The organism is Pseudomonas sp. ERMR1:02, assembly GCF_002277815.1.
GTDB lineage: Bacteria > Pseudomonadota > Gammaproteobacteria > Pseudomonadales > Pseudomonadaceae > Aquipseudomonas.
Genome location: NZ_NKJI01000038.1, coordinates 1 through 24,971, shown reverse-complemented (window position 1 = coordinate 24,971; position 24,971 = coordinate 1). Strand labels below are relative to the sequence as shown.

General features: G+C 57.5%; 21 protein-coding genes and 7 pseudogenes. 15 read left to right on the top strand and 13 right to left on the bottom strand.

Going from position 1 to position 24,971, the window contains the following annotated elements; all coding sequences use genetic code 11:
- From CES87_RS31485 to CES87_RS31465, 5 genes are all read left to right on the top strand, one after another.
- Positions 1-181 (top strand): SDR family oxidoreductase (locus tag CES87_RS31485; protein ID WP_128609317.1); only part of this gene is annotated, 181 nt, incomplete at its 5' end.
- An 87-nt stretch (positions 182-268) separates the two neighbouring features.
- On the top strand, positions 269-1,414 hold the full coding sequence (locus CES87_RS31480) for an acyl-CoA dehydrogenase family protein (protein ID WP_128609315.1): 1,146 nt from the start codon (positions 269-271) through the stop codon (positions 1,412-1,414).
- Positions 1,415-1,439: 25 nt separating this feature from the next.
- Positions 1,440-2,042: a DUF2889 domain-containing protein gene (locus CES87_RS31475; protein WP_128609313.1), complete on the top strand. Its 603-nt coding sequence runs from the start codon at positions 1,440-1,442 to the stop codon at positions 2,040-2,042.
- A 37-nt stretch (positions 2,043-2,079) separates the two neighbouring features.
- Positions 2,080-3,648: a long-chain-fatty-acid--CoA ligase gene (locus CES87_RS31470; RefSeq protein ID WP_128609312.1), complete on the top strand. Its 1,569-nt coding sequence runs from the start codon at positions 2,080-2,082 to the stop codon at positions 3,646-3,648.
- A 49-nt stretch (positions 3,649-3,697) separates the two neighbouring features.
- Positions 3,698-5,173 (top strand): DUF1254 domain-containing protein, encoded by a 1,476-nt coding sequence (locus CES87_RS31465; protein ID WP_128609310.1) that lies wholly within the window; start codon positions 3,698-3,700, stop codon positions 5,171-5,173.
- An 80-nt stretch (positions 5,174-5,253) separates the two neighbouring features.
- Here the strand turns inward: CES87_RS31465 and CES87_RS31460 are convergent, their stop codons facing one another.
- Positions 5,254-6,348, bottom strand: a complete 1,095-nt coding sequence (locus CES87_RS31460; RefSeq protein WP_178081524.1) for an acyl-CoA dehydrogenase family protein — start codon at positions 6,346-6,348, stop codon at positions 5,254-5,256.
- Positions 6,349-6,473: 125 nt separating this feature from the next.
- Between CES87_RS31460 and CES87_RS31455 the strand changes: the two genes are divergently transcribed.
- The gene (locus CES87_RS31455; protein ID WP_128609306.1) at positions 6,474-9,152 is read left to right on the top strand and encodes a LuxR C-terminal-related transcriptional regulator; all 2,679 of its coding nucleotides are present in this window, start codon (positions 6,474-6,476) and stop codon (positions 9,150-9,152) included.
- Between the two features lie 125 nt (positions 9,153-9,277).
- Here the strand turns inward: CES87_RS31455 and ycaC are convergent.
- Together ycaC and CES87_RS31445 are read right to left on the bottom strand one after the other, a co-directional pair.
- A pseudogene (gene ycaC, locus CES87_RS31450) lies at positions 9,278-9,808 on the bottom strand (isochorismate family cysteine hydrolase YcaC); the annotation flags it as partial.
- Between the two features lie 50 nt (positions 9,809-9,858).
- Positions 9,859-10,288 (bottom strand): annotated as a pseudogene (locus CES87_RS31445) (pirin family protein); the annotation flags it as partial.
- A gap of 96 nt (positions 10,289-10,384) precedes the next feature.
- Between CES87_RS31445 and CES87_RS31440 the strand changes: the two are divergent.
- The 6 genes and pseudogenes from CES87_RS31440 (at position 10,385) to CES87_RS34745 (ending at position 14,158) form a co-directional block, all read left to right on the top strand.
- Positions 10,385-11,293, top strand: coding sequence for a LysR family transcriptional regulator (locus tag CES87_RS31440; protein WP_256591163.1), 909 nt, complete (start codon positions 10,385-10,387; stop codon positions 11,291-11,293).
- A gap of 207 nt (positions 11,294-11,500) precedes the next feature.
- A complete protein-coding gene (locus tag CES87_RS31435; protein ID WP_256591162.1) occupies positions 11,501-12,031 on the top strand; it encodes a nitronate monooxygenase family protein in 531 nt (176 codons plus the stop codon).
- A gap of 100 nt (positions 12,032-12,131) precedes the next feature.
- Positions 12,132-12,442 (top strand): annotated as a pseudogene (locus tag CES87_RS31430) (alcohol dehydrogenase catalytic domain-containing protein); the annotation flags it as partial.
- Positions 12,418-12,873: an autotransporter domain-containing protein gene (locus tag CES87_RS31425; RefSeq protein WP_256591161.1), complete on the top strand. Its 456-nt coding sequence runs from the start codon at positions 12,418-12,420 to the stop codon at positions 12,871-12,873. The pseudogene CES87_RS31430 and the gene CES87_RS31425, both read left to right, overlap by 25 nt.
- Before the next feature lie 50 nt (positions 12,874-12,923).
- Positions 12,924-14,036 (top strand): annotated as a pseudogene (locus CES87_RS31420) (IS66 family transposase); the annotation flags it as partial.
- Complete coding sequence (locus CES87_RS34745) at positions 14,021-14,158, top strand: transposase domain-containing protein (RefSeq protein WP_371858290.1); 138 nt, start codon at positions 14,021-14,023, stop codon at positions 14,156-14,158. The pseudogene CES87_RS31420 and the gene CES87_RS34745, both read left to right, overlap by 16 nt.
- A 102-nt stretch (positions 14,159-14,260) precedes the next feature.
- Here CES87_RS34745 and CES87_RS31415 read toward each other — a convergent pair whose 3' ends face one another.
- The 5 genes from CES87_RS31415 to CES87_RS31395 form a co-directional block, all read right to left on the bottom strand.
- Positions 14,261-15,130, bottom strand: coding sequence for a transporter (locus CES87_RS31415; protein WP_128609302.1), 870 nt, complete (start codon positions 15,128-15,130; stop codon positions 14,261-14,263).
- Between the two features lie 148 nt (positions 15,131-15,278).
- On the bottom strand, positions 15,279-16,340 hold the full coding sequence (locus CES87_RS31410; RefSeq protein WP_128609293.1) for an alpha/beta fold hydrolase: 1,062 nt from the start codon (positions 16,338-16,340) through the stop codon (positions 15,279-15,281).
- 32 nt (positions 16,341-16,372) lie between these two features.
- On the bottom strand, positions 16,373-16,903 hold the full coding sequence (locus CES87_RS31405) for a 2,4'-dihydroxyacetophenone dioxygenase family protein (RefSeq protein ID WP_128609291.1): 531 nt from the start codon (positions 16,901-16,903) through the stop codon (positions 16,373-16,375).
- Between the two features lie 83 nt (positions 16,904-16,986).
- On the bottom strand, positions 16,987-18,069 hold the full coding sequence (locus tag CES87_RS31400; protein WP_256591160.1) for a zinc-binding dehydrogenase: 1,083 nt from the start codon (positions 18,067-18,069) through the stop codon (positions 16,987-16,989).
- A 309-nt stretch (positions 18,070-18,378) separates the two neighbouring features.
- Positions 18,379-19,377, bottom strand: a complete 999-nt coding sequence (locus CES87_RS31395; protein WP_128609290.1) for an AraC family transcriptional regulator — start codon at positions 19,375-19,377, stop codon at positions 18,379-18,381.
- Positions 19,378-19,925: 548 nt separating this feature from the next.
- On the opposite strand from CES87_RS31395, the pseudogene CES87_RS31385 reads away from it, so the two are divergent.
- A pseudogene (locus tag CES87_RS31385) lies at positions 19,926-20,452 on the top strand (helix-turn-helix domain-containing protein); the annotation flags it as partial.
- Between the two features lie 93 nt (positions 20,453-20,545).
- On the opposite strand, the gene tnpB reads toward CES87_RS31385, so the two are convergent.
- The 5 genes and pseudogenes from tnpB to CES87_RS33900 all read right to left on the bottom strand — a co-directional run bounded on the left by tnpB (position 20,546) and on the right by CES87_RS33900 (position 23,255).
- Positions 20,546-20,818 (bottom strand): IS66 family insertion sequence element accessory protein TnpB, encoded by a 273-nt coding sequence (gene tnpB, locus CES87_RS31380; protein WP_141239479.1) that lies wholly within the window; start codon positions 20,816-20,818, stop codon positions 20,546-20,548.
- Between the two features lie 140 nt (positions 20,819-20,958).
- Positions 20,959-21,141, bottom strand: coding sequence for a transposase (locus CES87_RS34740; protein ID WP_178081523.1), 183 nt, complete (start codon positions 21,139-21,141; stop codon positions 20,959-20,961).
- Positions 21,142-21,447: 306 nt separating this feature from the next.
- Positions 21,448-21,752: pseudogene (locus tag CES87_RS33905) on the bottom strand (hypothetical protein).
- A 59-nt stretch (positions 21,753-21,811) separates the two neighbouring features.
- Positions 21,812-22,506, bottom strand: a pseudogene (locus CES87_RS31370) (SOS response-associated peptidase family protein).
- 317 nt (positions 22,507-22,823) lie between these two features.
- Entirely contained in the window at positions 22,824-23,255 is a 432-nt protein-coding gene (locus CES87_RS33900) for a hypothetical protein (RefSeq protein ID WP_256591159.1), read from the bottom strand.
- Between the two features lie 220 nt (positions 23,256-23,475).
- On the opposite strand from CES87_RS33900, the gene CES87_RS31360 reads away from it, so the two are divergent.
- Positions 23,476-24,780, top strand: coding sequence for a chemotaxis protein CheB (locus CES87_RS31360; protein ID WP_128609284.1), 1,305 nt, complete (start codon positions 23,476-23,478; stop codon positions 24,778-24,780).
- A complete protein-coding gene (locus CES87_RS34735) occupies positions 24,758-24,895 on the top strand; it encodes a CheR family methyltransferase (RefSeq protein WP_128609282.1) in 138 nt (45 codons plus the stop codon). The genes CES87_RS31360 and CES87_RS34735 overlap by 23 nt, the downstream gene beginning before the upstream one ends.
- Positions 24,896-24,971 lie beyond the last annotated feature (76 nt).

The following is a 24,971-nucleotide window of genomic DNA, read 5'->3' as shown; positions in this document are numbered from 1 at the left end:
CCGCGAGATCAAAGTCGGTGTACAGCAAGCCATGGTCGATGGTGCCAGTCAGATGATTCCGCTGGGTCGTCCGGGTACGCCGGAAGAAGCGGCCGGCTCCGTGGTGATGCTGTGTCTGCCGGAAGCCAACTACGTGTCCGGGCAGACGCTGGTCTGCGGTGGCGGTCACGGCGCGCTGTAAATCGCCGACTGAATAGCGCCGCGTTCCGCTGTGTCATCGCAGCGGGACGCTGGGCACAAAAACAATAAAAATCTCGAGGTATTGGCCATGCTGGATAACTATCGTTCACCCTGGCTCGACGACGACGTCGCGCCATTCGCCGACAGCGTCCGTCGCTTTGTCACTGCCAATCTGGCACCGATGGAGGAGAAGTGGCGCGAGGCTCACCAGGCCGATCGCGCGTCCTGGCTGGCGGCCGGTGAAATGGGCATGATCCTGCCCGACGTTGATGTGGAATACGGCGGTTCGGGTGGCACACCGGCTCACTTGGCGGTTGTCGTCAGCGAACTGTTCTATGCCGGTGTCAGCGGGATGGGCGTGGGGATCAACCATATCGTGGGGCACTACATACTGGCTGACGGCACCGAAGCTCAGAAGCAGTGCTGGCTACCTAAAATTGCATCCGGTGAAGTCATTTGCTCTGTCGCCATGACCGAGCCGGGGACTGGTTCCGACTTGCAAGCCGTCCGCACGCGCGCGGTGAAGCAGGGCGACAGATACATCATCAACGGTGCCAAGACATTCATTACCAACGGCCAGACCAGCGACATGGTGGCGGTGGTGGCCAAGACCGATCAGGCGGCGGGCTCAAAGGGCATTTCAATCTTTCTGGTCGATACCAGACTGCCGGGTTTTCGGCGCGGCAAGTGCCTGGATAAAATCGGCCTGCAATCGTCGGACACCTCGGAAATGTACTTCGACGACGTCGAGGTTTCCGCCGACTGCTTATTAGGTGAGGTCGAAGGCCAGGGCCTTTACACACTGATGAAGCAATTGCCGTTCGAGCGCGCGCAGATCGCCATTGGCGCAGTCGCCACCATGGAGCGCGCCCTGGCGCTGACGCTCGAATACACCAAGGAACGCAAGGTGTTCGGCAAGCCGATTCTGGATTTCCAGAACACGCGCTTCACTCTGGCCGACATCAAAGCCACGGTCGTGGCTTCACGCACGTTCTGTGACCACATCATCGCGCAATGGATCAACGGCAAGCTCGACTCGACATTGGCCTCGATGGGCAAGTTCTGGCTGACCGAGCGTCAGAGTGAAGTGCTCGATCAATGCCTGCAATTCTTTGGTGGCTACGGCTATATGAACGAATACCCGATTGCCCGCATGTGGGCCGATGCACGTGTCGCACGCATCTACGGCGGCGCCAACGAAATTCAGCGCGAGCTGGTAGGCCGTTCCCTCTAAGTGTCATTGGTCTGGAGTTCGGTATATGAAGCCTCACCCATCGAGCGGGGTGCCCCGGCAGCCACTGCACACGCGCCAGGTCGTCTGCACCGGATTTCTGCGAGAGGACGGTCTGATCGACCTGGAAGGCAGTCTGCTGGACACCAAGCACCACGATCATGACGCCTGGTACAAAGTATTGCCTGCAGGTGCGCCGGTTCACCGGATGCGCATCGTCCTGACCGCCGACTTGCAGTTCGTGATCCATAACGTGGAGGCGGTCATGGATGATGCGCCGACACCGTACTGCCCGGAAATCGTCGCAGGCTACAAGAGTCTGATCGGCCTGAAAGTCGGGCCGGGCTTTAAAAAACAGATGATCCAGCGCGTGGGCGGCATTGAGGGCTGTACGCACCTCACTGAGTTGCTGGGCCCGATGGCCACCACCCTGTATCAAAGCACCTTCGACCTGCTGCGCCAGGCCGAGCATGCCCGAGCCGCCAGTGACCCTGACTATGTTGTGCCGAAACCATGGGTCATCGGCACCTGCCATGCCCACCGAGCGGATCGTGATGAGGTGCGCAAACGTTGGCCTGACAGCGCATCTGCCAGCAGTAGCCCGGTGCGGTTGATCACCGGCGACGAGTGAAAATTATCCAAGAACAATAAGAAACTGGAGTTCTCCGATGTACATCACCCAAGGCTTGCACCGTCATCTGCAGCGCTGCCCCAATGCCACTGCCATTCGTTATCAGGGACGCAATATCACTTACGCCGAGTTCGGCGATCGTGTCGCGCGCCTGGCCGGGGCGCTTAAACGCCTGGGCGTGGCAAGCGGTGATCGTGTGGCGATGCTGTCGCTCAATTCGCAACGTTACGTCGAGTATTACCAAGCGGTGCCGTGGGCCGATGCCGTGCTCAATCCGGTGAACATTCGCTGGAGCGTGACGGAAATCGTTTATTCGCTGGACGATTCGCAAACAGCTTTTTTGATTGTCGATGACAACTTTCTCGGCCTGGCCGGGAAGATCGTCGAGGCCTCGAAATCGCTGCGTACGGTGATTTATGCCGGTGACGGTCCAACGCCAGAAGGAATGCTTGGCTACGAAGCGCTGATTGTTGAAAACGCACCGGTGGACGATGCAAGGCGCGGTGGTGATTCGTTACTGGGGATCTTCTATACCGGTGGTACCACGGGATTTCCTAAGGGCGTCATGCTCAGCCACTCCAATGTGTGTATTTCTTCGATGTCGTTCGTCGGCGCAGGCTCCTGCCGGCCAGACGAACGCTACCTGCATGTGATGCCGATGTACCACCTGGCGGACTTTGCGGCCATGACTGCGCTGTTCATCAGCGGCGGGACCCATGTCGTGTTGCCTGCATTTGTGCCGCAGAAGGTGCTGGAAACCATCGCGACCGAGGAGGTCAGTGAACTTCTGCTGGCACCGACCATGATCCAGATGTTGCTCGACTATCGCGATAAAAACCCGGAGGCGGCGCTATTTGACCTGTCTTCGTTGCAGACTTTGGGTTACGGCGCTTCGCCGATCACGCCGGTATTGCTCGACCGGGCCCGAAGAGCATTCCCGTCTGCGGGGTTCCGCCAGGGTTACGGCATGACTGAACTGGCGCCTGTCGCCACCATTTTGCTGCCTGAGCACCATAGCGAGGGGGATCACCCTGGCGCGAAGACGTATTCCGCCGGCCTGCCAGCGTCCTGTGTCGAGGTGCGCATTGTCGATAACGAGGACCGTGAAGTAGCACGGGGCACTGTCGGTGAGATTGCCGTGCGTGGTGCCAACGTCATGCTCGGCTATTGGAATAATCCCCAAGCCACCGCCGAAGTGCTTCGCGACGGCTGGATGCATACGGGCGACGGCGGCTACATGGATGACGACGGCTTCATTTACGTGTGCGATCGCCTTAAAGACATGATTGTCAGCGGAGGGGAAAACATCTATAGCGCTGAAGTGGAAACTGCCATTTCCAACCACGCAGCCGTGGCCCAGGTCGCGGTGATCGGAATTCCCTGTGAGAAGTGGGGGGAGACGGTTCACGCCGTGATCATTCGCAAGCCTGACGCGAATGTCACCGATGAGGAAATAGTCGCCCATTGTCGCGAGCACATAGCCGGCTATAAATGCCCGCGCAGTGTGGAATTTCGCGACAGCCTGCCGCTATCGAGCGTCGGCAAAGTGCTCAAGACCGATTTGCGTGCGCCGTTCTGGGAAGGTCGTAAACGCGGGGTGGCCTGATAGCGGCACTCGCAGGCGAACACAATAAAAACAATGGCCGAGGACAGAAATGATGCAATCACACTGCACAACGCCGCGTAAGCGTGGGCGCAAATCACAGATTGCTGCCGGCTTGCTGAGCCTGGCTATCGGATTGGGGCTGACAGGCGCATCACTGCCGTTGTTCAGCCAGGCCCGGCCAGTGCTGTCGGCCGAGCAACTGCATACGCGCATGCTTGAACGTCGGGCTGTGGAGGCGGCGATTTGGGGAATGCCGCTGGTTAACTTCGATGCAATGCGCCAGGCCTATTTCAGGGACGCTGGTGCACGATACAACGATGTCATGTATTGGTCGCGTCCGTCTGACTGGAAGAACCAGACCACGACGCCAAACCACTCGACCCTCTATGTGATGACCTTCGTTAATCTCAAGGATGGCCCGGTAGTACTTGATGTACCGGCAACCACAACGACCGGCCTGTATGGCGCCGTGCTCGACGCCTGGACTGTCCCATTGCTAAATGTCGGGAGCCGTGGCCAGGACCTTGGAAAAGGTGGGCGTTACCTGATCTTGCCGCCGGGTTACGAAGGTGACGTACCGGTTGGTTTTATTCGGGTTCAAAGCAGCACCTACAACAACTACACATTGTTGCGGGTCATCACTAGAACTACCGGCGAACAGGACCTGGCGGATGGCGTGAATTACCTCAAGACCCTGAAGGTTTATCCGCTGTCGAAGGCGCTGGCAATACCCGCCAACAACTACATCGACGTGGCTGATAAGGTCTATGACGGCATCGCCCGATACGACGCGAGTTTTTATGAGTCATTGGCGCGAATGGTCAGCGAAGAACCTGTACAGAACCGCGACATGAGCATCATGGGGCAGCTCAGCGCGCTGGGGATTGGCAAAGGGCAGGACTTTCAGGCAGATCCCAAGCGCCAGGAACTGCTGGCTAATGCCGTCGACGAGGCGCACGCCTACATGATGGAAGGCTACTCGCGATCCGGTGTGGCGATTTGGGGCGAACAGCGTAAATGGCGCTCTCTTGCCGGGCCAAAACAGGCACTCGGCACCAAGTTGAGCTTTATCGAACCCGGGCAGGGCGTGTATCTCGACGACCGAGCCTATGCCTGGTTCGCCATGTACGGACCTATCGTTCCGCCGGGGCCGCAGGTTTACATGAAGAGCTATGAGACTGCGAAGGGTGAGTTGCTCGAGGGTGGTAACAGCTACCGGCTGACCATTCCCGCCAATGCTCCCGCGAAGGATTTCTGGGCACTGGACGTTTACGACGCGCGCACCGCCGGCTTCATTCGGGAGGCCCAGGTGGTCGGGCTTGATTCCTACAGTCGACAGATGGAGAAAAACCCGGACGGCAGTGTCGACCTGTACTTCGCCCCGAAGCCACCGCCAGGGCATGAGAACAACTGGATTGCGACCCAGGCCGGACAGCCGTTCTTTACCATGTTCCGTATCTATGGGCCGGAACAGGCGATGGTCGACCGCACCTGGGTGTTGAACGACATCGAAAGGCTCGAGTGAGCATTTGATAGCGCAACTGCATGTCGAGAAGAACCGTTCTTTAATGCCATCTCCGGCAACGAAGATCGGTTTTTTGCGGGTCACGATTCGTCGCTTGCACCTGGCAAATCCCCGATGAGTGCGTTGGCGATGTGTTGGGCATCGTCAGCGATATTTTCGCTTAGCAGGTGGAGCAGGGCGTCGCTGTGCTGCCAGCCGGTTTGCGAAGGATGGCTTTCGATTCTACTGACTCGCCGTTCGATGCGTTTGGCGGTCTCGTATGCCATCAATCGTGCGCGGCTGGCGGTATCGCCACTCAATCGGCCGTTATCGAGCTGTTCAAAGCCCTGGCTACACATCAAGCGGGCGGCCTCCAGTTGCGTGGCAAGTTCGGCAAACTGTCTTGCGACCATATGCTGGGCGGCAATTGGACGACCGAACTGAGTGTTGGCTTTGGCCCGGGCAATGGATGCATCAAGCAATGACCGTCCTCGCGCCAGATGAACCACCGCCTCATGTAATTTGGAGACATCGAACAAATGCCGTGTCAACGGCGAATCTGCATTGGCATCACCCAGCACACGCTCAATGGGAAGACAGGCCTGAGTGACCTGCATGCAGGTCTGCTGCCTGCCCTCGATATCACGGTAGTGACGGATTTCATATCGATCGACAGAACGGTCCAGCAGCAGGAACGAGGAGGCCTGAGAGTGTTCACGGACAGCGCAAATCAGCACATCGGCATGCAGGTTGGCGGCGACGATGTCAGACCTGCCGTCCAGAATCCACTCCGCACCTTTGCGGCGTCCGTGTAACGCACTTGTCGATCCATTGAGTGTGATCCCGAACAGCGATCGACCGACGATCAGATCGGGCAAGTAACGTTCGCACAATGCCGGCTGTTGCAGCACAAGCGTCGACGCAAAGATGTTAATCAACACCTGCCAGGCCAGTTCGACACTGCCCATGGCCAGTTCCTCGAAAAGTCTGCCTTGGGTCACCCAGTCGCCCCCATGGCCGCCCAGAGCCTTGGGAATGATCATGCCCGGCAGGCCAAACTCGGAAACCGCCTGTGTCAGCTCCAACAGCTGATTTCGCGATACCGCCCCGTAGCGCATGGCCGAGGAGAGCGGCTCAATCTCGCGCTGAACGAACGTTCGCATGCTGTCGATTGAAAGCAATTGGGCATTTGTCATTGATGGACATACCATTGGAAGTTGACTCATAGTCCGGATGTCTCACGTTAACGTAATGCCGATGAACCTCGCCCACTCCGCTGGAGTGGTGTCGAAACTGATCGCCCCGTCCGAGTTATTGCTTGATGAAACCCAACACCCTGCTTGTCAGTACCAAGTTCGCTCCGCCTCGACTTTCCAGCCAGGCCGTGATGCGTCAAGAGTTGATGGGGCGCCTGTTTGATGCGCGCCAAAAAAAGCTGATCGTCATTACCGGCGGCGCGGGCTTTGGTAAAACTACTCTTATGGCGCAATGGCGCATGGAATTGATCAAGGACAAAGCGCGTGTGTCCTGGCTGTCGCTGACTCCGGAGGATTCATCGAGGACGACGTTCTGCATCGGGTTAATCGGCACGCTACAAAAAGCAGGATTGGTGCTGGAAAACGACCTGTGGCTTTTGAGTGATGCGGGGGAGAGTGGGTGGCACCAGGCGATGTGCGCGGCGGTGATAAACGCGCTTGACCAGGACGGCACCGAACAATACTTGATGGTTGACGATTTTCACCATGCCAGCGATCCGGACATCGTCATGCTGGTACAGGCACTGGTCGACGCCGCCCCAGAGAATTTGCACATCGTGCTGGCGTCACGGGTGGCACCGACATTGTTGCTCGGTCGTTTACGGGCGATGGGTGAGCTCTGCGAGATCGATGGCAGCGAGTTGTCTTTCGCCTTTCGCGAATCCTTCAGCTTTCTCAAAAATCACCTGGACGCCAGCATCGATCTGGACTCCGCGCACTCGATTCACGATCTGACCAAGGGTTGGGCGATTGGCTTGCAACTCGTGTCTATCGCCATGAAGGCAAAGCCTGGCAAGCAACCGCAACCTGGGAGGCAGTTGCTCAATAGCGCGAACCTCAGCGCCTATTTGTCCGAAGACGTGATCAGCGATCTTCCCGATGGCCTGATCCAGTTCATGCAGAAAATTTCGATTCTGCGGCGGTTCAACTCCTCGTTGGCCACACATCTCACCGAAAGTGAGCGCGCGCCGGAGCTGATAGCAGTCATCGAAGCGCGCAACCTGTTTTTGCTGCCTGTGGACATGGAGGATCGTTATCAGTGGTACCGCCTGCATCCGATGTTCGCCGAGTTCCTCATTAAGCGACTGGACAACAGCTCAGTAGACGTCGCCAGGTTGCACCTGCGTGCAGCCCAGTGGTTTGCCGACGAGGGGCTCTTCACCGAGGCCGTCCGGCATGCAGTGTTGAGCGGTGAATTCCATACGGTTGTGGAAATCCTTGAACGCGCCATTCCGACACTGACAAACCTCAATCACCTGGGCGTATTCATGCGCTGGATCCAGCGAGTGCCAACGGAGCTGTTGAGCCAGCATCCGCGGTTGCTGTTGATGGGCGCCTGGAGTGCAGTGATGGTAGGGCATCTGGATACCGCCAGGGAGTGGCAAAGCATTCTGGCAAAGAGTCAGGCAACCGAATACCAGGCGCTGCAAACCAAGTTGCTGCAGGCAATGATCTTCGAAATGGATGAAGACGTGGAAAACGCTCTCGTCCATATGGAAGAAATCGGTGACGCGCCACTGGGGCATGCTTTTTTTGAATGTTTTCGCCTGGGACTGACCGTGGGCAGTCTGGCTGTCCTTGGACACTACGCGCAGGCTCGTAGCCGATTCAATACCCTGGCGGATCATCTGGTGCTTAACAACACCAGTGAAGTCGCGCTGATCAACCGCAGTGTCATCGGGGTCGTGGCACTCTACGAAGGCAACGTACTTGAAAGCGAGCGGATCTGTTCGGACATCCTTTGCGAAGCAGAAACCCAACATGGTCGTCGTTCGTTGAGTGCCAGTAGCACAGCGGCGCTGTTGTCAGAGATATGGTACGAACTCGACCGCATCGACGACGCCCGCGAGACGCTCGCCAATCGTTTGGATATGCTCCATTTTTCGGCCCCGGAATACATGTATTGCGCGGCGCGTAGTTTCACCCGCCTGCAGTACCTTCAGGAAGGTGTCCGGTGTTCACTGGATTATGCTGCGAAAAAAGAAGCTCATTTTCGCACTCAGGGCTTGAGTCATGGCGTGGCACTGATGCTCGCCGAGCAGGTCAATCTGGTGCTGAAAACAGGTGATTGGCGGCATGGGGACTCATTGCAGGCCCTCCTTGACGACCTGGCCCAAAAACCAGTTGCTTCACCTTCATGCCATAGCTTGATCGGCGCAGCCGCCGCATTGTCCAGAGCACGCCTGGCATTGGCAAAGCACAAACCGGAGGAGGCCCTGTCGGCGATCGAAACGGCGCATGAAATCGCAACGCGGCTCAACAGGGGCGTGTCGGTGGTCAAGGCCGATATCCTCAAGGCCGTAGTGCTGGATCGACTCGGTGATGACGGGGCTTCACGCAGCAGCCTGATGACTGCTCTGGCTTCAGGTTACCGATTGGGCCTGGTGCGTACTTTTCTTGATGAAGGGGACTTGTTGCATCGACTGCTGACCGATCTGGACTGCCACGCCGTCGAGGCACTTGCGCAGTATCAACAACAGTTGCTTGCACGACTCAAGTTCACGATGGTGGCAACTGACAAGCCGTCATTACCATTGACAGGGCCACACGACGACACCGAGCCGTTGACTAAGCGCGAGCAGGAAATTCTAGCGTTGCTGGAGCAGTCCATGTCGAACAAACACATTGCACTTGCGCTGAACATCAGCGTGCAGACTGTGAAGTGGAACTTGAAAAACATGTTCATCAAACTCGGGGTTTCCAGCCGTTACGAGGCGATCATCGTCGCGCGCAAGCGTGGATGACGGTGCAGTGGAATGTGAGTAGCAAGCGAATATTTACTTGCGCTGCCGGATTCGCTGATGATAGGACCACGCCGTGTACGTACAGGGCGGTGGCTGGGCCATTGCTCGCAGACACCGCGCGGGTCTTACTTGCCTGCAGTGAGAGTGCTGTAGCTGGTGATTAGGTTGCGATAGTCCGGAATGTGGTTGGAGAAGAGCGTGCCGAGGCCTTCGATATCGTTGCGCCAGTCGCGGTGCAGCTCGCAGGCCAGACCGAACCAGGTCATCAGCTGCGCGCCGGAGCTGGACATACGGTTCCAGGCAGAGTCACGGGTGATTTCATTAAAGGTCCCCGACGCATCGGTGACCACGAACACCTCGAAGCCTTCTTCGAGGGCTGAGAGTGCCGGGAATGCCACGCAGACTTCGGTGACCACGCCGGCAATGATCAACTGCTTCTTCCCGGTAGCCTTCACTGCTTTGACGAAGTCTTCGTTATCCCAGGCGTTGATTTGGCCTGGGCGGGCAATGTACGGCGCTTCCGGGAACAGATCCTTCAGCTCTGGCACCAGGGGGCCGTTGGGACCGGTCTCGAAGCTGGTGGTGAGAATGGTCGGCAGTTTGAAATACTTGGCCAGGTCGGCCAGTGCCAGCACATTGTTCTTGAACTTGTCCGGGTCCTGGAATGGGGTTAGCGCAGTGAGTCCAGGGTTTCGTTGTCATTAGCCAGCGTCTGGTAACCCGGTGCGGCCATCTTGTCGCGAGCCGGTAGATTGACCCACAGCTGAACCATCTCCAGCGTGCCGCCGTTGCGGGTGAATTCAGATGAGTGGAATTCCTCATGGAGTATTCCCAAGGCCGCGGTCATCCACTGCACGTCGCCAGGACCGATCTGGCCGCCACTGCCGGTTGAATCACGGTGTTCCAGCTCGCCTTGATATACGATTGTCACCGTTTCGAAACCGCGATGTGGATGTGGGCCGCCCCCCGCGCCGCTGTTGCGCCGAGGCGAAATCATGCGGGCCGGCATAGTCGAGTAGCAGGAACGGGCTGGTGTGTTTGCCGAGGTTGTCGTAAGCGAACAGGGAGCGTACCGGGAAGCCGTCTCCCACCCAATGAGGGTTGGGGCTGTCGTAGATTCCGAGGATATCTTTCATGGTGAGCCTCCAGTAACTGATGGAGAACACCATAAAACTGCAACGCTTGGCGCGGTAGTCTGGATAAATTACCCTCAGCGTTCTATTTGGAGAGCGCTGATGGAAGACCTTAACGACCTCTATTACTTTGCCCAGGTTGTCGAGCACGGCGGCTTCTCCCCGGCCGGGCGTGCGTTGGACATGCCCAAGTCGACACTCAGTCGACGTATCGCCAGCCTCGAAGAGCGTCTGGGAGTACGGCTGATCCAGCGATCAACACGACATTTCTCCGTCAGCGAAATCGGCCAGGAATATTACCGTCATTGCGTAGCGATGCTGGTGGAGGCCGAAGGCGCAGCCGAGGTGGTCGAGCGCAACCGCTCGGAGCCCCAAGGTATCGTGCGGTTGAGCTGCCCGACAGCCTTGCTGAACTTCTGGGTCGGCCCGATGCTGGCCAGGTTCATGGTCCGCTATCCACTGGTGGAGTTGCAAGTGGAGAGCAGTAACCGCCATGTCGACCTGATTCAGGAGGGCATCGATATCGCGCTGCGTGTGCGCTTTCCGCCATTGGAAAGCAGCGACCTGGTGATGAGGGTTTTGGCCAATAGCACCCAATGTGTGGTGGCCAGTCCAACGCTTCTTAACGGACTGGGTAATCCGCTGGTCCCGGCCGATCTTAATAGCCTACCCAGCCTGCACTGGGGGGCGGCGCAGCGCGAGTATGCTTGGGTACTCGAAGGTCCGGACGGAGCTACGGCAGTCATTAGGCACCATCCGAGACTGGTCACCGATGACCTAATGGCCCTTCGCCAAGCCGCGCTGGCGGGTGTGGGCATCGTGCATCTGCCTTCAGTTGTGGTTCGAGCGGATATGCTTGAGGGAACGCTAGTCAACACTCTGCCGAAATGGGCTCCGAAGACCGGGCTGGTGCATGCAGTATTTCCGACCAGGCGAGGCTTGCTCCCGTCGGTAAGAACATTGATCGACTACCTTGCCGAGGAGTTTGCCAAGAGCGATATCGCCTGATCGAGACTTGTTTGCAGGCTCGAGGACACTCAGCGTCAATCGGTACATTGTCACGATCGCCAATGTAACCAAGCGACCAACTGCTGAAACGTTTTCTGCGAGGCTCTGAACCACTCCACCGGGGTGGGGCGCGCGGACGTGATGGACGGTTATTCTGCAGACATAAAACGTATCCGCCCCACGCAAAGGCAGCAGAGGCGGGGGTCGATGGCCTTGTTGCGGTCTGTGCGGGGGCCGGTGGTCATGGCGGTACGCTCAACCCATTTGCGTTCATCAACGAAGTCCGTCGTTTTACACGGGAAACTTACTGCTCTCGGGGCCATCACCAGCGGCAAGGACCTGCTCGCTGCGCAGATCATGGGCGCAGACCTCGGTTATGTCGACACGCCGTTTCTTGCCACGCAAGAGTGCGAGGTCGATGCGCTTTACAAGCAAATGATAGTGGCGGCCAATGCCGACCAGATAGTCATCACCAGACTGTTCAGCGGCATGGCAGCCAACTACCTGAAAGAAAGCATTGCTCGAACGGGACTCGACCCAAAAAACCTGCCAAGCGCCGTAAAGCCAGGTGTCGGAACCGAGGGCCATAACGCGTTCAAGCTGTGGAAGGACATTTGGGCGGCCGGGCAGGGCGTCGGCAACATCGACGAAGTCACCACAGTCGCCGAACTCGTGATGCGCCTGGAGCGTGAATATCGCAGCGCGCAGGCCGCCAGCATCATCCAGAAAACACAATAAGGACACATGCCCTATGACCACTATTGTTCGCCCGGACAGCAACCGCTGCGCAGTGCTGAGCCTGTCCCGGCCCGAATCGCTGAACTGCATTACATCGCCCATGCTCGACGAACTGGAAAGCCATCTGGACCTGATTATTCTGGACGACAAACTTGTTCCGGAAGTTGGGCCACTCGATGCCCTCATTCGGATCATCACGACCACGATCTGCGGCACTGACCCGCATATCCTGCGTGGCGAGTACCACGTCGAGAAGGGGTTGACTGTGGGTCATGAGCCGGTTGGCGTGATCGAACAATTGGGTTCGCAGGTGCGAGGTTTTGTCGAGGGGCAACGCGTCAGTGCTGGGGCGATTACCCCCAGTGGCCAGTCTTATACCTGTGTGGATGCGGCTCGCAGGACGGCCCGGATATCCATTTGAAATCAAGAACGACCTGTATGCCGAGCCCCAAGCACAGGTGATCTACAGTTCAATCGACCTGGATGACAGCAACGATCTGGCCGCCAATGTGCGCTTCGAGGATATGGACTCGCTCATCGGCCGGCTGGGAGTACGCATTGCCAAAGACCGGGAGGTCGAAGGCTCGGACAACACCGTACGGCGCACCAACGCTTGGATCCGGCCCAGCGTGTGGCACGAGTTCAAAGGGGCAACCGAAGACCGAATTTTCCTCGCAGAGGGGTTTCGCGCCATTCGAAGCGGACATCGGCGGTACTTGGGGCAAAGTAAACGTTGGTTTCGACTACCAAGCCAATGCCCGCAAGACGTTCACGGTATCGACCGGGTATCGACAAGCGTTCGACGGCAGCAGTCACGGTTACGATGGGATGCTCGGCGTTAAGGTCGCATTCTGACTATTAATGGTTTGTTTTTGCAGGCCATTTTTTTGCCCCGAAGCTGGATTACACGCCGGGCGTGTTCACGGTCGAGCAACACGTACGTGGAAAATGGGCCTGCCGCGAGTGTGAAACGCTTATCCAGGCATCGGTACCGGCGCAAGTGATCGACAAAGGCATTCCGACCGCAGGCCTGTTGGCTCATGTGATGGTGGCCAAGTTCGCTGATCATTTGCCGCTGTATCGGCAAGAGAAAATCTTTGGCCGCGCCGGCCTGGCAATTGCTCGCTCGACACTGGCGCAATGGGTCGGCCAAACCGGCGTGCAGCTCCAGCCGCTTGTCGATGCGTTACGCGAAACGGTACTTGCCCAAAGCGTGATCCACGCTGACGAAACGCCGGTGCAGATGCTCGCGCCGGGCCAGAGGAAGACCCATCGTGCCTACGTTTGGGCTTACTGCACTACGCCTTTTTCGCCGCTCAAGGCAGTGGTTTATGACTTCAGCCCGAGCCGTGCGGGCGAACATGCGCGCAACTTCCTTGGCCAGTGGAATGGCAAGTTGGTGTGCGACGATTTCGCTGGCTACAAAGCAAGCTTCCAGCAAGGCATCACTGAAATCGGCTGCATGGCGCATGCGCGCCGCAAGTTCTTCGATCTGCATGCGACCAACAAAAGCCAACTGGCCGAACAAGCGCTTCACTCGATTGGCGGGTTGTACGAAATCGAACGGCAAGCGCGGGACATGACCGATGAAAATCGCTGGAGAATACGTCAGGAAAAAGCGGCGCCAATACTCAATGCACTGCATGCCTGGATGCTGGCCCAGCGCGATCTTGTGCCCGAAGGATCGGCTATCGCCAAAGCACTGGATTACAGCCTAAAGCGCTGGGGTGCACTGGCTCGATATATCGAGGACGGCGCAGTGCCCATAGATAATAACGCGGTCGAAAACCAGATACGGCCGTGGGCTCTTGGACGCTCGAATTGGTTGTTCGCCGGATCACTACGCAGCGGAAAACGGGCGGCTGCGATCATGAGTTTGATCCAGTCGGCGCGCATGAATGGGCATGATCCGTATGCCTATCTCAAAGATGTGCTAACTCGGTTGCCGGCGCAGCGGGCGAGTGAGATTACCGAGCTACTGCCGCATCAGTGGGTGTCCGCCTAACTTACGCAAGGGGTGTTGGGCAGACGCTTACCGCCTATCTAAAGGATGTTCTCACGCGCCTGCCAACGCAGCGGGCGAGTAAAATCGAGCAGTTTCTTCCGCATAAGTGGCACCTGGTTTAATCACGCAAGACGTGATAATCGGACGCATATAAACAAAGCCGCACCTGCGGCTTTGATTGATTGCAGGCCGGATTGGGGCGGCGTGCGTTGCCAAAGCGGGGTTTAGAACAAGGTTGCGATACGCAGCTGGAAGACCAGATCTTGCTGAAAACCTCCCCTTACGTCGAGGTCGGTGCCCACCATCCCCTGAATCTGCACGGTCGGTGCTAAGAAGGTGCTGGCAAAGATGCGCAGTTGGTCCTCGCGAGTGCGGGTGCCGCTGTCGATGCCGTTCAAGGTCGTTTTGCCGCCAAAGGTGCCGGAATAACCGAATGAAAGTGCAGTGGCCGGGGTGAAGTTGTACCCAAGATACAACTGCGCCTGATAGCTGGAGTCGTGGCTGACCTTGATGCCATCATTTGTGTGGTCGAAGCTAAAGTTGACATCCGCCGAGGTGTCTAGCCTGAAGCCACGGCCGAGCCCCTGGCTGAAACCGATTTGCTGGGTCAAGGTAACTGCGCCCGAGCCAAGCGAAGCCTCCAAGGGGTGGTAGGCACCGGTCGGCAAGGTGATAAAGCTGGTAAAACCCAGTGTGGTGCCGGTCGGCTCCGTCGAGTGCATCGCCCAAACCGCGCCGCCGAGCGTCAGATCGCCGATGCCGTTGTTTCTGGACAGGTCGTTACCTCCAATTTTAGCGTCGCTGATTTTGCCGAATGGCAGGCAAGCCTGTACTGCCCAGTCGAGGCCGTTTGTGTGGCCATAGTAGACGGCACGCTCTATCCCAAGGACTAACCGGTCACTAGAATCAGCTATCTTGTTGCCGTCTTTGTCCTTGAACTGGCTGCCTGTTGCGTAATTTGCGTAGTGCACCCAAGCAAGTGTGCCTTCCGGCAGATGAACATAATCGCCGGGGCTGAGGTCAAACGCTGCGGCATATTTCGAGGCCAGCACTAAAGTGAGGGAGACTGCTGTCCTGAGCATCGTGACTTTCATTGTTTTTGCCCGCTATATTATTGTTGTTTTTAGCTTTTTTTGAGGCGACCTTTTCCGTCACTCAAGGCTTGGATCAAGGTGAGTTGCTGTGTTGCATTCGGGTGGGAGGGCCCGGTCAATCGGGCCCGACCAATCACTCAGTGAGCGGTCATAGGTTTTGCAGGAAGGCCAGCAATGCCTCATTGACGGTTTCAGGCTTTTCCTGCGGGGTCCAGTGCCCGCAGTCTTTGATGATGAGCGTCCCTCGCAAGTCAGTGCATCGCTCACTGGCTCGGGCGATGGTTTGCTGGCTCCAGATCGTGCAAACGTCGCGGTCCCCTCCGATAAAGAGCGCCGGCACGTCGAGTGTTCTGTCTTCGTATCGGCCCAACTCTTCCCAATCGAGATCGGCGTTGCGGTAGTAGTTGAGGGGGGCGGCAAGTCCGCTGTATTGCAGTTCAGCAGCCCAAAGATCCAGGTCGTCCTGACTGAACCAGGCGGGCAACGTATCCGGCTTCACCAGCATGTCGTCGAATTGACCTGATCTAGGTACGCACATCGTGGCGCGTACGAATTGCTTCAACGCTTCTTCGGGCAACTGCGTGAGATCAACGCCGATGAGCTCTTGTGGGAGTGGGGGATCAGCAGACAAACTGTAGAAGACACTGGCGAGCCAGCCAGGCAGGTCGCGCTCTGCATCCAGTAGTGCACGATTGTCGGGAAGGCAGAAGTACTCCTGATAGAACAGCAGATCCGGACCGGCGATTTTCCGTTCCGCAATACTTGGGCGTACCTCTCCAAAGGGATTGCCCGGCAGGCATGCCAGTCCACGGCCGCCAAAAGGCATGCTAATGCCGACAACGGCATGAAAAACGTCGGGCCTTGTCCAGGCTGCTGTCCAGGCCACTGGCGCGCCGATATCGTGGCCGACGAGCACGGCGCTGGACTCGCCAAGTGCCTTCACCACCCCGACGCAGTCCGCTACCAATTCGCTGATACGGTAGGCCAGTGCTTCGCTAGGCTTGGATGACTGGCCATAACCCCGCATATCCATTGCCACCGCGCGATAACCGGCGGCCGACAAGGCCGCCAGTTGATGCCGCCACGAATGCCAGGATTCGGGGAACCCGTGACAGAACAGAACCAGTGGTCCCGACGAGCCGGCGATGGTCAGATGGATGCGTTGTTGATTAGCGTAAATAGTTCTTGATTCCCAGTTGCTGGTATTCATTGAAAGACCTTCATTGTGAGCAACAGGGCCATCTAGGCGTGTGCGTATTGTGCGGCGCCGCCAGCCAGATATTGAACACCGTCATTACCGTTCGCCTCAGCCCATTGCTCGGTCAGTTTCTGAATCGTGATTGCATCGAGCACAGAGTGAAATTGGCCTTCGTCGGTGAAGCCGATGTTGGCGCCATTCACAATAAAGAGAACGACCGTGTCCTCCCTGTTCGTGTTAGGAACGTAGAAAGTGTGCATCGATGAGGCAGGTTCGTAGAGATAGGAGCCTGCTGTCTGAACCTGATCCGGATACTCGGTATAAATCCAGCTACCTTTCAGCGTGTAGCCATGTACACCGCCGGTGTGCAGGTGAGTCGGTAGTTTCGCGCCTGGGGCAAAGACCCCCATCACTGTCCAAATACCGAGTTCGGGGTCAATGAACAACGGTTGAAAACTGATGCCGGGGCCAGCGGCATCCTTGAGGATCGGAATGTCGTTAACGTTGAGTGTGAGCAGCCGATGCTGTGGCAGTGAGAAAACCGGAGCCTTGCTTGCAGCCTGTTTATTGGTCATGGAAGAGCCCTTGTCATTGTTATGGCTTTGCGTAAGTCCGCACGATTGGGTCGACCAGCGCTGTTCGCCGGCCGCGTTCGTCGTTATGGAATGATGATGATCTTTGCGTCTCGCTCCGGGTCGGCGAGCCGGTCGAAAGCGTCCTGTACTCCGCCCAACCCGACATGGCTGGTGATGAGCGCGTCCACCTGGAGGCGCCCCGTCGCGAGATGGTTGAACGCCTGTGCAAACTCTTCGAACGAATAGGCGATGCAGAAGGACAGATCGATTTCCTTCATGATGGCGAAGGACGGATAGAAGTTGTCCCGCTCCATGCAAAGGCCTGCCACGACTACTTTGGAGCACGGCGCCGCGCCGGCCAGAATCTGCTGGATGACTCCCGGTACGCCGACGCACTCGAAGATCACCGATGGCCGGAACGCAAACCCTGCGAACATTCCGGTCTGGCGACCAAGCCGGGATGGGTCAGACGTGCCTGCCATCGCTTTCCAAGAGTCATAAGGAGAACTTTCACGAGGGTCGACCACGATATCTGCACCGAGCTTCGCGGCCATGGCGCGCCGTGATGGCGAGAAATCGGCCGCCACGATCGGGCCGATTCCGCGCATCTTCAGCACTGCGATTACCGCCAGTCCAATTGGGCCGCAGCCAATGACGATGGGTACGTCGTCAGCGCCCAAGTTGCCACGATTGACGGCGTGAAGCGCCACGGCGAGCGGTTCGGCGAGCGTCGCGATGTCGTTGGGGATGGCCTCTGGTACCGGAATCAACAGGTCTTCCGACAACACCATGTACTCGGCGTAACCGCCGGGTGTGCTGAGCCCTCCGAAGCCCAGGGTCACTGGTTGCGGCCGCAGGAGGAAGGGCGCCGAGACCGCACGGGTGCCGAGCGGAAGTGTCCGGAGGCAGTCCGCGCCGAAGTCGACCACTTCACCGCAGATTTCATGACCGAGAATAACCGGCTCATCAAAGTCGAAGAGGTCGATACCCGTGACTTCTTTAACGTTCGAAAGCAACTGGGCACCATGCTTGACGCAGTGCAGGTCGCTACCGCAGATACCGCAGGCCAGCGTTTTGACCAAGACCTCGCCCTTGCCAGGACTTGGGATAGGAGCGTCGGTCAGCGCAAGGCTGCCGTGGCGCATGACAACAGCACGCATGCTCATGAGCAGCTCCTGTCATCGAGTGGAGTCATGGTAAGTCGGTTTGTTCCGCTCTGCGGACGATCGAACTTGCGAGGAATGTTGAACGTGCGAATGCTCATTTTCTTGACCCTCTTCGGCGGACAGGCATCCGCTCTTTCTTATTGGTCTCGATAAATTGTCAGATCGCCCCTCCTGAAACTTGGCATCGCGCGAATTTTATTTGGCATTTCACGACTCCAATTGCGTCGGGAAGTGGGCGCGCAAGGTTGCGCATTCAGCTGCATAAGGTTCTGAAGGTGGGGTCGTTGATGTGTCTTTGTGAGCGGCAGTTCAGGAGGATTTAAGGCGGCGGGTAATCAACTGTCGTGGAGACTCCCCGTACCAACGGCGGCAAGCCCGTGAGTAGCTGCTTTGTTCGGAGTAACCGAGCATGCTCGCGATCTGTGCGACTTGCATACCCCGCGTCGACAGTTCCCAGGCCATTTCCCTGCGCACATCATCGAGTATTTTCTCGAAAGAAGTGGCGGATTCGGCCAGCCGACGTTGGAGTACCCGAGGATGGAGGATCAAGGCTTGAGCAACGCAGATCAAGTCGGCCTGACCGACTTGCAACATACGATGGATCGCCTCTCGCACATGTTCGACCAGAGGCAGCATCGGTCCGATCTGGGCAAGGTAGTTCTTGGCGAGCGCCAACACAGTGGGATCCCGGCCGCGGATTTCTCGGCTCAACGCCTCGCTGGGGAAATGCAGCGAGTTAACATCAGCTGCGAACTCGACGCGGCAACCGAAGATTTGACGATAGGTTTCGGGGGAGGAGAGGGGATGGTGCCTCATCGTGACTCGCAGCGGTACGAAGTCTTCGCCCAACATAAGGCGGAACGCCTCCATGGAAACCACCAGGCCTTTCTCAAACATCTGATCCCGGTACGACAGTTGCCGCAACGCGATGTCAAGGGTTAATACCGACGATCTCGGTCCGCGCTTCAGTTGTATGATGTCGGGCGGTGCGCAATGGTGAAGATAGTGCGAGACCCCTTCGATCGCGTCGGCGACGGTCGCGGCGTGGCGGATAAGAACTGCTACCGGCCCCATAATCTGGATGCCCTGGCGCTTGCCGAGGCGCATCCCGAAATCGGAGCAATTGAGCTCCAATGCTGCCGCACCAATCACTGTGGCCATCGCGCCATAACTGATCAGGCGATCAGCGACACCGGCTGCGGACGGATCAATGCCATGAGCACGCATCAATCGCTCAGGATTACCGCCCAGGCTGGCGACCAGGCTTGCAAAGTGGAGGAGCCCTGCGCCGGAGACTAATTCGGTCATGGCTGCTTAGGGCGACAGGGACGCGAGTATTTCCCTGCGGCAGACGTCGAGAACTTCATCCGCCAACGGGGAGTCGCTGCGGCTTCCGCCATAGACTGCACTTGCGCCTTGGCGACCCTCATACCTGTATACCTCATCGCTTGCCGCTATGTGAGCCTGTCAATATACATTGATGTTAATCAGTATCAAAACTGCTGGCGAGTAAGATTCGCGATCATCATCGTTGCTCGCAGACCTTCATTCACCGCGGAAGCACGAATATATTGCCGAAAAACACTGTTTGAACGTTGTACCCTTGGCTCCCTGACGCTCTCTAAAACCGGAAACCTTTGACTTCCTGGGCTGGCTCTCGGGCGACGAAGTTAGTGGAATCGGCTTCAATGGTCTCGCTTTGGGTTGCTTGCGGATCACTACATACCAAGCCCAAAGAATGCACACCCGTTCCCTGAGGATCGCTCCGCGTCACGTACCCAAGGCAGGAGCCGTATGCGGTAGTTCCGCACGGACGGAACTGTGCGGAGAGTGGCAGGTAACTGCCATCCCTACCCTGTGAGTTCGGGCAGGGGGCGTTCTTCGTCACATCGGTCGATATTCCGACACTGGCTCGCGTTACCGCGGGGCAGGCCTGATGGCTGACCTTATCAAGCGGGAGATATGCGTTCGACTGCTGCTCAGTGGAGCAGGCCAGTGGTTGCGCAGCGTCACTCGCGATGGTTACCGGGACAAGGGCATCGTGAGAGCCATCGAATTGTTTTAACATCACTACGACATGCCGCTACACGTGGCCGAGCTCGCCGAACAATCAGGCATGGCCAGCTCTACGCTGCATCACAACTTTCGCAAGCTGACAGGCACCAGCCCGGTTCAATATCAAAAATCGCTACGGCTGCAAGCCGCGCGCAGCCTGATGTTGACCGATAGGGTAGACGTGAACACCGCCGCGTTGCGGGTCGGCTATGAAAGCGTCGCTCAATTCAGCCGCGAATATGCTCGGCGTTTCGGAACCCCACCCTCGAGAGACATCAAACACGCACGGGAAAGTGGTGGCAGGTTCGACTACCCGCGCCACGCATAATGCCACTTCGAATTCAGCATGAAGGTGTGCGGCTGGGACAATTTCCTTACCGCGGGCGAGCGACAACCCCCACGGTGGCGTCGGCACCCTGGACTACCGCACGCTGTTTTCAACTACGGCCGCTTTGTCCAGAGTCACGACTTGCGCCGACGGATCGAAGCTTGGAGCTTCGACGCCTTCGGCGAAAAGGCACCGCAGATTCGCAGCGAGAACTTTCATGCGCGTGGCGCGGCGGTTGGCGAACAGATAAGCGCAGTGCGGCTTCGCCGCACCAAACACCGCGATCACTCTGATCAATGCCGTCTCAGTACTGGCGCGCACGTCCATCGGCTCGGTGGCGAGCCAGATGGAATCGATGCTGATCATAGGACAAGCACTCGGACAAAGCGGACGCATCCGTCAGGGTTGGAAGTTGGCGATTTCACGATGAGCGATTGCTCGCCAAAGCGGCAGCTCAATGATCGCCGATGCTTCAGTCTTTTGTTTTGGTTCAACCGGCGCGACCTTCAAGGAGTGAAAGCTGGCAGCGCGACTGCCTGCTGATCACGGTAAAGCGGTATCCACCGGCGAACGACATCCGCGTTGATACCATCCCTCATCGCATTAGCCGCCACAGAAACACCGGGCTGCTCGCACTCTTGGACGACTTGGGTCTTGAAGGATTTCGGGTATGACTTACGTTGGCGCATGACGATCCTGGCATTAAGGTAATTGCGTCCGCTTAAAAATACGCGGACACAATCGCCCTTATTGCTCGGGCTCGGAAGGTGTGTTCGCCGGCCCCTTACGTTCATGCTGCTTCTCAAGGGCCTGATCACTAAACCAGCGTAATTCTAACAGCTAGTTTTGGCGAGGCAGTATCCAGCACCCGGAATGTGTTCTAGCACTACTCTCCCGTGGGGGAACAAGGCTGGTGAATTCGGGTCGGTACTTCCCACATCTAAATGATTAGAACCAGCGAATCGAGTGACAGATTACAGGTTGATTTAGCAGAATCACCTCGGTGCCTGCAAGGGGGCAGCTGGCGTTAGATGATGCCTATAACTGGCGTAGGCGCGTACCCAAGCCAGGGCCCGAGTCATCGATTCGCCAAGGCGGGAATCACAGATTTCTTCGAAGAGCTCTATGCTGCTAGAGGCATAAACGCCGATGAACATTTGTGTGCTACCACTGCTCGATAGCCTTACTCGTATATCTATGATGGTTCCATCATCGACGGTTCATCATGCGTTCGGCAGCGAAGCTGCCGGAGCTGACCATGCGCATATTGGTCGCCCCGTTGAGTGAAGCGTTTATTGATCAGCTCTATGTCATCCTCGATTCCGCGACTGAAGAGCGGCTTAGATCGCTGGCTGCAACTCAGAACAAGCCGTTTTCCTCGGCTGGCATGATCAAATCGGGTCCCTGCTTGCGTACATTGCCGATCGCGCGGTCCACCTTGAACCACTCGAACGATTCAGTGGTCTCTCCCTCGAGCAGCACCATCTGTTCGGCGCGCTACTTGGCGTGCCCGGGTCCAGCCATTCTCGAGCCAGCACAGGGGACAATGTCACTGGGCGCCGGTCGTGAATGTCGACCATGCCGCCGGCGCTTTCGGCGGTGATGATGACAAAGCCGTCATGCTCGCCTGGCTCATGTTCGCCAATCGGGTACTGGCCAATCGCGGCGCAGAGGATTGGAGTCCGGTCACGGTGGCGAATCAAGTAAGGCTGCTTTTTTGGACCGCCCTCATAAACCCACTCAAACCAGTTGTCGATCGCGATGATGGCCCGGTGCGGCCAGATGGCTTTGAAAACTGGCCCATGGGCGACTTTTTCCACCCGGGCGTTAATTGGCGTGGCACGGTCCTTCGCCCAGTGCGGGCGCCAACCCCAACGAACCATATCAGCGCGCAGGTATTCACCGTCGCGGTGAAGGAGGGCAAGCTGAGTGGTGGGCGCAGCGTTATAGCGCTCGAAAGGCTGGTCGCCGGCATAGTTGAGCAGGGCATTGGGGATACAGAGCGCCGCGACAAAATCGTGAATGCCGCGGTACTGGGATAGACGTCCACACATGGTCGGTTCTCCTGATGTCTTTTCACGATAGACCTGCGGTCAACGTCTTCGTTACAAACCCTAGGCCAGCGCAGGTCGAGCAGTCTTCGCGCGGAGCAAAACCATCGTGACAGGCGGGGCAGGTTCGAAACCGGGCAAGGTCGACCAAGGGCCTGAGTTTTTCGAAAACGGACAAGTCGCGGCATTCCTGCGCTACTTGCGCGACGTCTACCAACGCGCGAAAGATGTCAGGATCGTCAATGGGCTCGATAATCTGCCCTCGATCATGCGGCCCGTTTCAACAAGCTCATACTGCTGACCATCCGGCAGGGTCAATGTCAGCCCGGTGATGGTGGCCACCGTGCCCGATGGGTTAAACACAGGTGGGTTCCCGCCGCGTCCTGATAAACCTTGCCGTCGTAAGCGAATCGGACAGCGCTGGCCAATGAGCTTTCGGCATAAAAAATTGATCGCGAAATCCGCCCAAAGGGCGTCGCGTTAGCGCCACCCACCACCTCATAGGACGACGCTCCACAGTAGCGAGGGAGTGCGCTGTGCAGCTCTTCCACGGCGTGCCAGTAGGCGGAATTCGCCAACTCATTCATGTCGAACTGCTGCAGCACGTCGATCAATCCCTCGCTTACCAAAGTGGCGCTCATCGCGTGGAGGGTTTGCCGGTGGGCTTCCGGACGCTGCATACGAAAATCGTGGTCATCCAGGGTCGAGCGCCACTGCTGAAGTCTCAGCGCTTTAGCCTGGTCGAAATTCATAAAAAAGGATCCGCTGCCCATTTACTGTTTATATACACAGTAATCTGTGCGAATCGCATAAGCGAGTAGCAGGCGACCAGCAGCAGCGTTAACCCCTGTATCTGGTCGCTAAAGCAATGGCCCCTTTATTGCATGTGAAACCTTTTCCCCGCCTACTAAATCGCCCATCCATCAGTAAAAAATGCAAGGGCTTCATGCTATTTAACAGCGCGCCAGTTCAATGGTTCGGAACTTTTTACCGAGGAGTTCCACGTATGTGGGAGGATATAGGGGCAAGCAGGCTTTAAAAAACCTATACGAACCGGAGGATTGCATGTCGGCGAGCGGAAAACAGAACAACCCGACACGCCTTGGACTAGTGGTGGGTATAGGGGCTTCCGCGGGAGGTCTCCAAGCGTTCACAACGTTCTTCGCGCAGTTGCCGCCTGATAGTGGAATGGCGTTCGTACTGGTTCAGCACCTTTCCCCCGATCACGAAAGCGCGCTACCGGAGATTCTCGGACGGATCGCGCCTATCCCGGTAGTTGTGGCTCAGCGCGGCATGCGCGTCGAACCAAACAGGGTTTATGTCATCCCGCCCGACGCCACCCTGACGATCAAGGACAGCTGCCTCCTTGTCGTCAAACCCGCGCCAGAGCGGGCGCACCGTCGACCAATCGATTCGTTTTTCACCTCACTAGCAGAGGACCAGGGCGACAACGCCGTTTCGATCGTTCTGTCAGGGGTGGGAAGCGACGGATCGATTGGCCTTGCCGCCGTCAAAGAAAGTGGGGGGCTTACGATCGCCCAGGCTGGGTTCGACCATCACGCCATGACCGGTATGCCGCAAAACGCGGCGGCGACGGGTTTGGTCGATTTTGTCATGCAGGTCGAAGAGATGCCGGCCAAGTTAATTGAGTATCGCGATTACCTGGCACTCGTGGCCGATCGAAAGGATAGCGAGGGCACCCGAACCGATGCCGCAGAGCACTTGGCGACCGTCCTTGCTGTCTTGCGCGCGAAGACGGGTCACGATTTCTCCAAATACAAGATCAGGACTGTCACCCGACGTATCCAGCGCCGCATGCAGGTATTGCAAGTCGACAATGTCCCTGCCTATATCAAGCATCTTCAGGAAGACCCTGTCGAGCCGGAGTTGCTATTCCGGGACATGCTCATTGGCGTGACCGAATTTTTCCGTGATTCGGAAGCCTTTAACGGGTTGTCAGCAGCGATCGGCGCCTTCCTTGACCGCAGCCCGGACGCGCAAACCTTCCGGATCTGGGCGCCGGCATGTTCGACCGGCGAGGAGGTCTACAGCCTCGCCATCACCTTGCAAGAACTGATCGAGGCGCGAGGCGCAGTCTCGCCGTCCAAATTTTCGGCACAGACATCGATGATCATGCCGTCGAGTTCGCTAGAGCGGGGCGGTACCAGCGTATCAGCGGAATCTCACCGGAGCGTCTCCAGCGCTGGTTTTTTGAAGAGAACGGCGCGTTCTGCCCGAACGGCAGATCCGCACAATGTGTGTCTTTTCCGTTCATAACGTGACGAAAGACCCGCCGTTCTCCAGGCTGGATCTGATCTCGTGCCGCAACCTCATGATCTATATGGACAGCGGCTTCAAGATCGCATACTGCGCAGTTTTCACTATGCCCTGAAGCCCAACGGCTCCTTTTTCTTGGACTATCGGAGGGGGTGAGCAAGCACGCCAAGCTATTTGCGCGACTGGACAAG

Bases quoted from the DNA above. Each gene is read 5' to 3' on its own strand.
- CES87_RS31480 (WP_128609315.1), top strand. From the start codon at position 269: ATGCTGGATAACTATCGTTCACCCTGGCTCGACGACGACGTCGCGCCA.
- CES87_RS31475 (WP_128609313.1), top strand. From the start codon at position 1,440: ATGAAGCCTCACCCATCGAGCGGGGTGCCCCGGCAGCCACTGCACACG.
- CES87_RS31470 (WP_128609312.1), top strand. From the start codon at position 2,080: ATGTACATCACCCAAGGCTTGCACCGTCATCTGCAGCGCTGCCCCAAT.
- CES87_RS31465 (WP_128609310.1), top strand. From the start codon at position 3,698: ATGATGCAATCACACTGCACAACGCCGCGTAAGCGTGGGCGCAAATCA.
- CES87_RS31460 (WP_178081524.1), bottom strand. From the start codon at position 6,348: ATGACAAATGCCCAATTGCTTTCAATCGACAGCATGCGAACGTTCGTT.
- CES87_RS31455 (WP_128609306.1), top strand. From the start codon at position 6,474: ATGAAACCCAACACCCTGCTTGTCAGTACCAAGTTCGCTCCGCCTCGA.
- CES87_RS31435 (WP_256591162.1), top strand. From the start codon at position 11,501: ATGGCCTTGTTGCGGTCTGTGCGGGGGCCGGTGGTCATGGCGGTACGC.
- CES87_RS31425 (WP_256591161.1), top strand. From the start codon at position 12,418: ATGCGGCTCGCAGGACGGCCCGGATATCCATTTGAAATCAAGAACGAC.
- CES87_RS31415 (WP_128609302.1), bottom strand. From the start codon at position 15,130: ATGAAAGTCACGATGCTCAGGACAGCAGTCTCCCTCACTTTAGTGCTG.
- CES87_RS31410 (WP_128609293.1), bottom strand. From the start codon at position 16,340: ATGAATACCAGCAACTGGGAATCAAGAACTATTTACGCTAATCAACAA.
- CES87_RS31405 (WP_128609291.1), bottom strand. From the start codon at position 16,903: ATGACCAATAAACAGGCTGCAAGCAAGGCTCCGGTTTTCTCACTGCCA.
- CES87_RS31400 (WP_256591160.1), bottom strand. From the start codon at position 18,069: ATGAGCATGCGTGCTGTTGTCATGCGCCACGGCAGCCTTGCGCTGACC.
- CES87_RS31395 (WP_128609290.1), bottom strand. From the start codon at position 19,377: ATGACCGAATTAGTCTCCGGCGCAGGGCTCCTCCACTTTGCAAGCCTG.
- tnpB (WP_141239479.1), bottom strand. From the start codon at position 20,818: ATGATCAGCATCGATTCCATCTGGCTCGCCACCGAGCCGATGGACGTG.
- CES87_RS34740 (WP_178081523.1), bottom strand. From the start codon at position 21,141: ATGCGCCAACGTAAGTCATACCCGAAATCCTTCAAGACCCAAGTCGTC.
- CES87_RS33900 (WP_256591159.1), bottom strand. From the start codon at position 23,255: ATGAATTTCGACCAGGCTAAAGCGCTGAGACTTCAGCAGTGGCGCTCG.
- CES87_RS31360 (WP_128609284.1), top strand. From the start codon at position 23,476: ATGGTTCGGAACTTTTTACCGAGGAGTTCCACGTATGTGGGAGGATAT.
- CES87_RS34735 (WP_128609282.1), top strand. From the start codon at position 24,758: ATGTGTGTCTTTTCCGTTCATAACGTGACGAAAGACCCGCCGTTCTCC.